Consider the following 6,294-nt stretch of genomic DNA (forward strand, 5'->3'; position numbering starts at 1 on the left):
CGTTTCGACGACGCGAACGCGCGATGCAGCGTTTCAGGCGCATGCGAAGTCTACAGAAATTCGCCTCCGTCCATTCCTCCGTCTACAATCACTTCAACCAGGAAAGATCGCTAGCCAGTCGAGACACCTTCAAGCTGACCCGCGCCGCCGCTCTTAGCGAGTGGCGTCAGCTTTGTTCCGGATAGGTTCGCGGTTTCCGCGGCAAACTGAGACTGGTTCGAATTCGTCTGACAGCACCCAATGGAGATTCAAATGCGTCGATCGATCCTGATGCTGTCAATGGCTATGGGGATATTGGGGGGTCCAGCATCATCCCAGCCGCTTTTTGAGGATTCTAAGGCTTTCAATCCTTCCAGCGAAACAGCATTAGCGATTACCGGGCCTGTAATCATGTCTGCCAAGCGGATGGTCTTCGAGACCGGCAGGTTTCTTGATCTCGAAGTTTATGACCTCAAAAGTTCAGGCAATTGGGGTGCGTCTGGCGACGTGCCTGTTGCTCAGGTGTTTCGTGTATCAGGCGATGCAGGCCCACTAAGGCAGGGAAACACGCTTTGTGGCGACCAACCAGTCACGTATATGGCAACCTGGAGTGAGGACAGCTCCGGGTTTACCTACCTTGGCGTAGCGATGTTTACTGGCATGGAACCGCCTGCAGGCATTGCCGATCGAGCGTTGTGCGCGACGTACTTCTTCTCGATGGATGTTACGGAGTAGTCCGGCAGTTGTCCTGAACTCATCGACAGAGAGGACCATTCAAAGTCCCGGGCAAGCATGTGGTTCAGCGGTAGGGAATGCTGAAGAACGAGAAGCTGTTGGTTTGGGTGATTACGGGCGCTCCCGTTTCCGCCATTAGGCTTGCCATTGCTGCACTTCCCGTCGGACAGGCCACAAGATCGGCCGAATCGTCGAGCAAATCGCCAGTAAACGCCGTTTCGCCGACAAGCTGGCACTCGTCCGCAACACTTCGGTAACCGCGAACGAAGTTCAGTTCCGGGTCGGGTTCGCTGATCGCTACCTCTTGAGCGGTTTCGACGCATCCCGTCACCGTCAGCGCCAAAGCGCAGGCACATATGGCACACATGGTCTTTTCGAGGCGCCTTTCCATATATTCTACTCCCACTCTGCACCCGTGCTGCGCCAGACCATTTCATCTGAATCCCAAACACTGGCCACGATGCAGGGAGTTGGGTTGATCCCACCACATTGCGAGCCATGCACATCCGCCAAAAGCACGCGGAATGGGCCGATGTTCGCCATGTCCCATCCTTGATTGAGAAGCGAGAACAAATGTTCCTCGACCAAGAAGTGAGACATGCAACCGCCTGTCCCGCAATAGAGCGACACAGCGGTGGAACAGGCAAAACCCGCCTCGTCCAGAACCCAGTCCCGCTTGATGTCTCCATCGAGATCGACGCGGTGGATGGCTCCCAATTCAAGGGCGAACTGTCCATTCTCGAAATCGGAGCACGCCTGCTGCGCGGCCTCGACTTTTTCCAGCAACGGAAAAGGCAGTTCGGACAAATCTTGCGCGTTTGCCGAACCAGTGTATAGAGCTGCAAACATCGCATGAAGAGCGACCGTCCATCGTCGAACAGCAGCCCATTTTCCCGTTCCGGCTAGCTGGTTTTGCATCCCGGTCTCTCCAGCCTTCCCATGAGGTTCAATTGCATTGTTCGTAGGTGTAATCGCCGAATTCGATCCAGTTCCGTCCGCCATCGCTGAAGACGAGGAACTCTGACCTATCTTCGCCTAGGAGCGCGACCTGGAAGCCCGATGGTGGTTGGGAGTTTCCGAAGAAGCTGTATGAGGTCATCGCGCGTACGGTCTCGCCATTGACGGTCACGAGGGCATCCCACTGGTCACCCGGTTGGTCCACCATCGCGTATTCGATGACCCGCTGAACGGCGCCACCTCCACAATAGACAATACCTTCGGGCGCTTCCATGCTCTGAGATGTCGACACGCCGGAGTTGCATGCCGCGCGCAGGGATCTAACCGCCGCAGACGATCCTTTGAGCGTAAAGATGCCATAAGAGACATCCTGGTCAGCCATCGAAAGGTTAAGAACGGCGTTCTGCGCGATCTGGTCCAAAACGAAAGTATAGTCGCCCTGATCGAAGAAACGAACCTCAACAGGATAGTTGTCGACGAGCGAGATATCCGCATTCACTGATCCTGCCTGAAACGCACCTACCTCGGTCGAACCATCCTTCATGAACCGAAAAGACAGGCCCTGCTTGGAGACAATATCCTGCGAGTCCTCATAACCTGCTGGCGCAAAACGGACACGGTCGCACTGCAACTCCAGAGTCATGTCGCCGGTCTGAATGAAGGCGTTGGCGTTCGGCGGCCCACTGAAGTTCCACTCAGCGATGGCAGGTGATGACATCATGATTGTGAGGACCGTGCCGGCGACTAGATGTCTCTTCATAAGTAACCTCCTAGGCAACTAAGCCATGTTTCGTCATTCCGCCGCGAAAGCACTGATGATCCACGTCATAAGTTCAAGCTGCGGGTGCACCATATTCATTTTTACCTTCCTGTGACGGTCGGCTTAGCCACCAGATCATCAGCACAGATAGTATCAGTTGAAGAACTCCCACAACCATCAAACCTGTGACGCCAAGTAGAGCCGCTGGGCCCCTCAATGCTTCAGGGTCGTCAGCCCCTTGCTCGAGGACTGAAAATACAGCGATGCCACTGAACAGCATGAACATGGTTGCGATGCTGAGCGCTGCAGGCAAGAGCAAGTACCAGCCTGGTCTTCCAGTGTCATGCAAACGCCGCCATCCGGCGGCCAGCATGGGCAAGACAACTGCAAGTTGGAAGATCGGAGTTAAGACTTGGCTACTCTCTCCAGTTTCAGGGTCCACGCCGAATAGAGAGGCGTCGATGATTGCCAAAACAATGCTGACGAGGACCACGAACAACACAAACCACCAGTACTCTGACCGCGCCGCGCGCCCGGAAAAAACGAAGTATTTTGCAAGGCATGTCTTTATTGCATCGACGAAACCCATGTCTGCGTGCTCCCTGAGTGCTTCGATAGGTACTTTCTGACACGAGGAGACAACTTGCAAGCTTTGGTCAACCTACTCAGATGCTGTAACTGCAACAGGCTGCATTGTCCGCATAACGGACGTATGAGCGTATTTGTTGAATGAACGCCTCGTGCCCATATGCGCCTCCAACGGGGATCGGATTCTGAACAATAGAGAACCGCGAAAACTGCCCTACACGCGTGAGTTTTGATTAGAACTGTGAGCTCAACGCTCAGTTATGAAAGACAACCCAGACACGAGTTGTTTCAACCCAATCGCCGCGCCGGCGAAGATGGCAGCGAATGTTACGGGCGCGCTGTAGGCCAAAAGTGAGAAGGCAGATATACCTTGCCCGACGCTGCAACCGACCGCGATGATCGCGCCTGGCCCCATAATCGCCGCGCCGAGCATCTGACGCTTGAGTTCACGTGGATCCTCGCACGCTTCCCATCTGAAATGACCTTTGGACCAAGACCCCAAGAATGCGCCAATGAGAACGCCGGAGACTGATCCGACCGCAAAGGACAAAGTGTTTCCGGAGGCCGTCATAAGGTAGAATATTGTGTCGCCAAGGGGCGCAGCGAAGGTATGGGTTTGAACCGGCTCACCATCGAAACCGTGCGTCGCCACCCAATTCGTGCCGAGCCACCCTGATACGATCGCCAGTCCAACTACAGATCCCCAGAACACCTGTGCGGGAGTGCGGAGGAAGCGCTGGTTTGCCACGGCAAAAATCACCAACGCAACGCCGATGACGGAGCCAATGAGCCAAGCTGGAATTGAGGTCAGCCGTTCGGCCAGGAAGCTAATGCTCTGAGGGTCGTTAAGGGCCATTTCCTCGGGGAAGACCCAAACACGCAAGTATGCAAGGGGCCCGGACATGACAACGTAAGCGGACAGCCCCATAATCAATACGATGACGAATGATCGAAGGTCGCCGCCCCCAAGCCTTGCCAGCGCGCCATAGCCGCAGTTTCCGCTGATGGCCATACCGTAACCGAACATGAGGCCACCTACGATCGACCCAAGTGGGTTCCAGGTCTGTGCAAGATACCTTGTTCCAACAGGGTCCAGCCACCCGAAAGCCATAGCCAAGTGGCTGCCGACAATTGCTACGCCGATCGCAATTGCCCACATGCGCAGCCGCCGGTCATCATCTGCGTAAAGGTAGTCTTCGATTGCACCCAGCGTGCAAAAACGGCCAATGCGTGCGGCCAAGCCCAACACAATGCCGCCGATCACACCGATCAGGGCGACGGTATTGGCGTCTCCCAATGCTTCAAACATTGCCAGTCTCCTCCCAAAGCTGGCGGGTATTTTTGGCGGCTTCTACTTCTCCCTGCAGAATAGATCGTAAACGACTTCCAGAATCTGTGTCGATCGATCATCCGCCAATCTGTAGTAGATCGTTTTCCCCTCGCGTCGCGTTTTGACCAAGCCCTCGAAGCGCAGGCGAGATAGTTGCTGAGACACGGCGGCCTGGCGTGCCGAGAGCATTTCTTCCATCTGCGTGACAGATTTTTCACCCGAGGACAGATAGCACAAGATCATCAGGCGCCCTTCATGGCTGATTGCCTTGAGGAAATTTGACGCCGTCTGAGCATTTTCCATCATTCTGTCCAGGTCTTCGGCGCACATGTCCTTGGAGAACACAGGCAGTTTCGAAGATTTGTCCAACAAGATCGCCTCGCTTTCATAGCTCCACGCATTCAAAACAGTTTATTTAATACGCCACCTATTATCCAGAGGTCTCAATAAGCACCCCCGCGTCACGCAGCAAAACGCCCAGCAACCCCCAGAAAAAATCTTCGCCGGGATAGCCTTCGATCCGGCCGACCTCTTGGCCATCGTCCAGCAGAACAAAGGTTGGCGTGTAGTAGAGAGGCCGCTCCAATGCGATGCCTTCAGGCATAGCCGCGTGGATATCGATGCGTTGAAGTGGAGCGACATTTCCTTCCGGTGTCTTGGGGTAGGTCTCCGAGATGTCGATGTCCCAACGTGCGCACCACATACACCCATCTTCTTCCGCCATCAGAAGTATCATTTCTGCCCGTAAAGCCGCGGGAGAAACAAACAACGTGATTGCAGTCAAAAGCAGAAGTAGGTGGCGCATCTCAAGCTCCGATTGACCGCAGCGACATATCTTTATTATTTTGAATGTATGAATGATAGCGTGCCAGGACAGGTTTGACCATGCTCGACATTACATTTGCAGGAGCTTTGGTCGCAGGACTGTTGTCTTTCCTGTCGCCCTGCATCCTACCTATCGTGCCGTTTTATCTTAGCTATCTGGCCGGCGTCGGGATTGATCAGATATCTGCGGGGTCAACACTTTCCGCCGACGTTCGTCGCAGGGCAACGCTTTCTGCGATAGCGTTTGCAGCTGGGATCATAACTATCTTCATGGCGCTGGGAGCGACAGCTTCGATATTCGGGCAGCTTGTACGAGAGTATTTCGACATCCTGCGCTGGATTGCAGCGGCGATCATCATTGCGATGGGGCTGCATTTCCTGGGGTTCATTCGCATCGGATTCCTGTACCGCCAATTTCGTGCGGACGTCGGTGAGACATCAAGCGTTAGCCTGATTGGGGCTTACGTCTTGGGCTTGGCATTTGCTTTTGGCTGGACACCCTGCGTCGGCCCTGTGCTCGCTGCGATCTTGTTTACAGCGGCCGGAACCGAAACGGCTTGGCGCGGAGCGGCGCTTCTATTCGTCTACGGGGTTGGAATGACCGCACCGTTTGTTCTGGCGGCCTTTCTGGTTCGCCCCTTCATGCAATGGATGGCAAAGTTCAGAAAGCACTTGCCCCTCATCGAAAAGGCAATGGGTGGCTTTCTGGTGGTCTTCGGCATCCTCATCGCAACCAACTCCATCAATCACATCGCACAATGGATGCTCGACCATATGCCTTGGCTCGCAGCCATCGGTTAATTCGGGAGGAAGACATGAAACGAGTTTTGTCAGTATTGATCGCTTCTCTGATCGGCGGGGTCGTTTCCGCCGCTGAACTCGGCGACGACGGTTTGCATAAAACGCCGTGGATGCGCGACACCTTCAAAGACCTCCGAGAGGATCTTGAAGAGGCCTCAAGCGAAGGTAAGCGGTTGGTGTTATTTATTGAACAGCAGGGCTGTATCTACTGCAAAAAAATGCACGATGAGGTGTTTCCCCAGCCTGACCTCGCAGCGTTCATCGAAGAGAACTTCTTTGTCGTCCAACTGGATTTGCATGGCAGCACCACGGCTACGGA

General features: G+C 54.6%; 10 protein-coding genes and 1 pseudogene. 4 read left to right on the plus strand and 7 right to left on the minus strand.

Features of this window, described 5'->3' with window-relative positions:
* Window positions 1-185 (plus strand): annotated as a pseudogene (locus tag AC2FM5_RS18915) (IS6 family transposase); the annotation flags it as partial.
* 67 nt (window positions 186-252) lie between these two features.
* Window positions 253-714, plus strand: coding sequence for a hypothetical protein (locus AC2FM5_RS18920; protein ID WP_496737466.1), 462 nt, complete (start codon window positions 253-255; stop codon window positions 712-714).
* Window positions 715-778: 64 nt separating this feature from the next.
* Here the strand turns inward: AC2FM5_RS18920 and AC2FM5_RS18925 are convergent, their stop codons facing one another.
* The 7 genes from AC2FM5_RS18925 to AC2FM5_RS18955 all read right to left on the minus strand — a co-directional run bounded on the left by AC2FM5_RS18925 (window position 779) and on the right by AC2FM5_RS18955 (window position 5,154).
* Complete coding sequence (locus tag AC2FM5_RS18925; protein ID WP_496737469.1) at window positions 779-1,057, minus strand: hypothetical protein; 279 nt, start codon at window positions 1,055-1,057, stop codon at window positions 779-781.
* A 53-nt stretch (window positions 1,058-1,110) separates the two neighbouring features.
* Window positions 1,111-1,632 (minus strand): hypothetical protein, encoded by a 522-nt coding sequence (locus AC2FM5_RS18930; RefSeq protein ID WP_174822009.1) that lies wholly within the window; start codon window positions 1,630-1,632, stop codon window positions 1,111-1,113.
* Between the two features lie 28 nt (window positions 1,633-1,660).
* A complete protein-coding gene (locus AC2FM5_RS18935) occupies window positions 1,661-2,431 on the minus strand; it encodes a hypothetical protein (protein WP_170582947.1) in 771 nt (256 codons plus the stop codon).
* Between the two features lie 73 nt (window positions 2,432-2,504).
* Complete coding sequence (locus AC2FM5_RS18940) at window positions 2,505-3,020, minus strand: DUF805 domain-containing protein (RefSeq protein WP_170582948.1); 516 nt, start codon at window positions 3,018-3,020, stop codon at window positions 2,505-2,507.
* A 246-nt stretch (window positions 3,021-3,266) separates the two neighbouring features.
* Window positions 3,267-4,328 (minus strand): YeeE/YedE family protein, encoded by a 1,062-nt coding sequence (locus tag AC2FM5_RS18945; RefSeq protein WP_496737476.1) that lies wholly within the window; start codon window positions 4,326-4,328, stop codon window positions 3,267-3,269.
* Window positions 4,329-4,370: 42 nt separating this feature from the next.
* The gene (locus AC2FM5_RS18950) at window positions 4,371-4,679 is read right to left on the minus strand and encodes an ArsR/SmtB family transcription factor (protein ID WP_170380040.1); all 309 of its coding nucleotides are present in this window, start codon (window positions 4,677-4,679) and stop codon (window positions 4,371-4,373) included.
* Between the two features lie 100 nt (window positions 4,680-4,779).
* On the minus strand, window positions 4,780-5,154 hold the full coding sequence (locus AC2FM5_RS18955; RefSeq protein ID WP_475222778.1) for a hypothetical protein: 375 nt from the start codon (window positions 5,152-5,154) through the stop codon (window positions 4,780-4,782).
* Between the two features lie 80 nt (window positions 5,155-5,234).
* Here AC2FM5_RS18955 and AC2FM5_RS18960 point away from each other — a divergent pair, with 80 nt between their 5' ends.
* Both AC2FM5_RS18960 and AC2FM5_RS18965 read left to right on the plus strand, forming a co-directional pair.
* Entirely contained in the window at window positions 5,235-5,975 is a 741-nt protein-coding gene (locus tag AC2FM5_RS18960) for a cytochrome c biogenesis CcdA family protein (protein WP_496737484.1), read from the plus strand.
* Window positions 5,976-5,989: 14 nt separating this feature from the next.
* A partial coding sequence (locus AC2FM5_RS18965; protein ID WP_496737485.1) for a thioredoxin family protein occupies window positions 5,990-6,294 on the plus strand: 305 nt, incomplete at its 3' end.

Source organism: Ruegeria sp. BHSA162 (assembly GCF_059613385.1).

What these genes read in the sequence shown, in the direction of transcription:
- AC2FM5_RS18920 (WP_496737466.1), top strand. Translation starts at nt 253, where the DNA reads ATGCGTCGATCGATCCTGATGCTGTCAATGGCTATGGGGATATTGGGG.
- AC2FM5_RS18930 (WP_174822009.1), bottom strand. Translation starts at nt 1,632, where the DNA reads ATGCAAAACCAGCTAGCCGGAACGGGAAAATGGGCTGCTGTTCGACGA.
- AC2FM5_RS18935 (WP_170582947.1), bottom strand. Translation starts at nt 2,431, where the DNA reads ATGAAGAGACATCTAGTCGCCGGCACGGTCCTCACAATCATGATGTCA.
- AC2FM5_RS18940 (WP_170582948.1), bottom strand. Translation starts at nt 3,020, where the DNA reads ATGGGTTTCGTCGATGCAATAAAGACATGCCTTGCAAAATACTTCGTT.
- AC2FM5_RS18945 (WP_496737476.1), bottom strand. Translation starts at nt 4,328, where the DNA reads ATGTTTGAAGCATTGGGAGACGCCAATACCGTCGCCCTGATCGGTGTG.
- AC2FM5_RS18950 (WP_170380040.1), bottom strand. Translation starts at nt 4,679, where the DNA reads ATGTGCGCCGAAGACCTGGACAGAATGATGGAAAATGCTCAGACGGCG.
- AC2FM5_RS18955 (WP_475222778.1), bottom strand. Translation starts at nt 5,154, where the DNA reads ATGCGCCACCTACTTCTGCTTTTGACTGCAATCACGTTGTTTGTTTCT.
- AC2FM5_RS18960 (WP_496737484.1), top strand. Translation starts at nt 5,235, where the DNA reads ATGCTCGACATTACATTTGCAGGAGCTTTGGTCGCAGGACTGTTGTCT.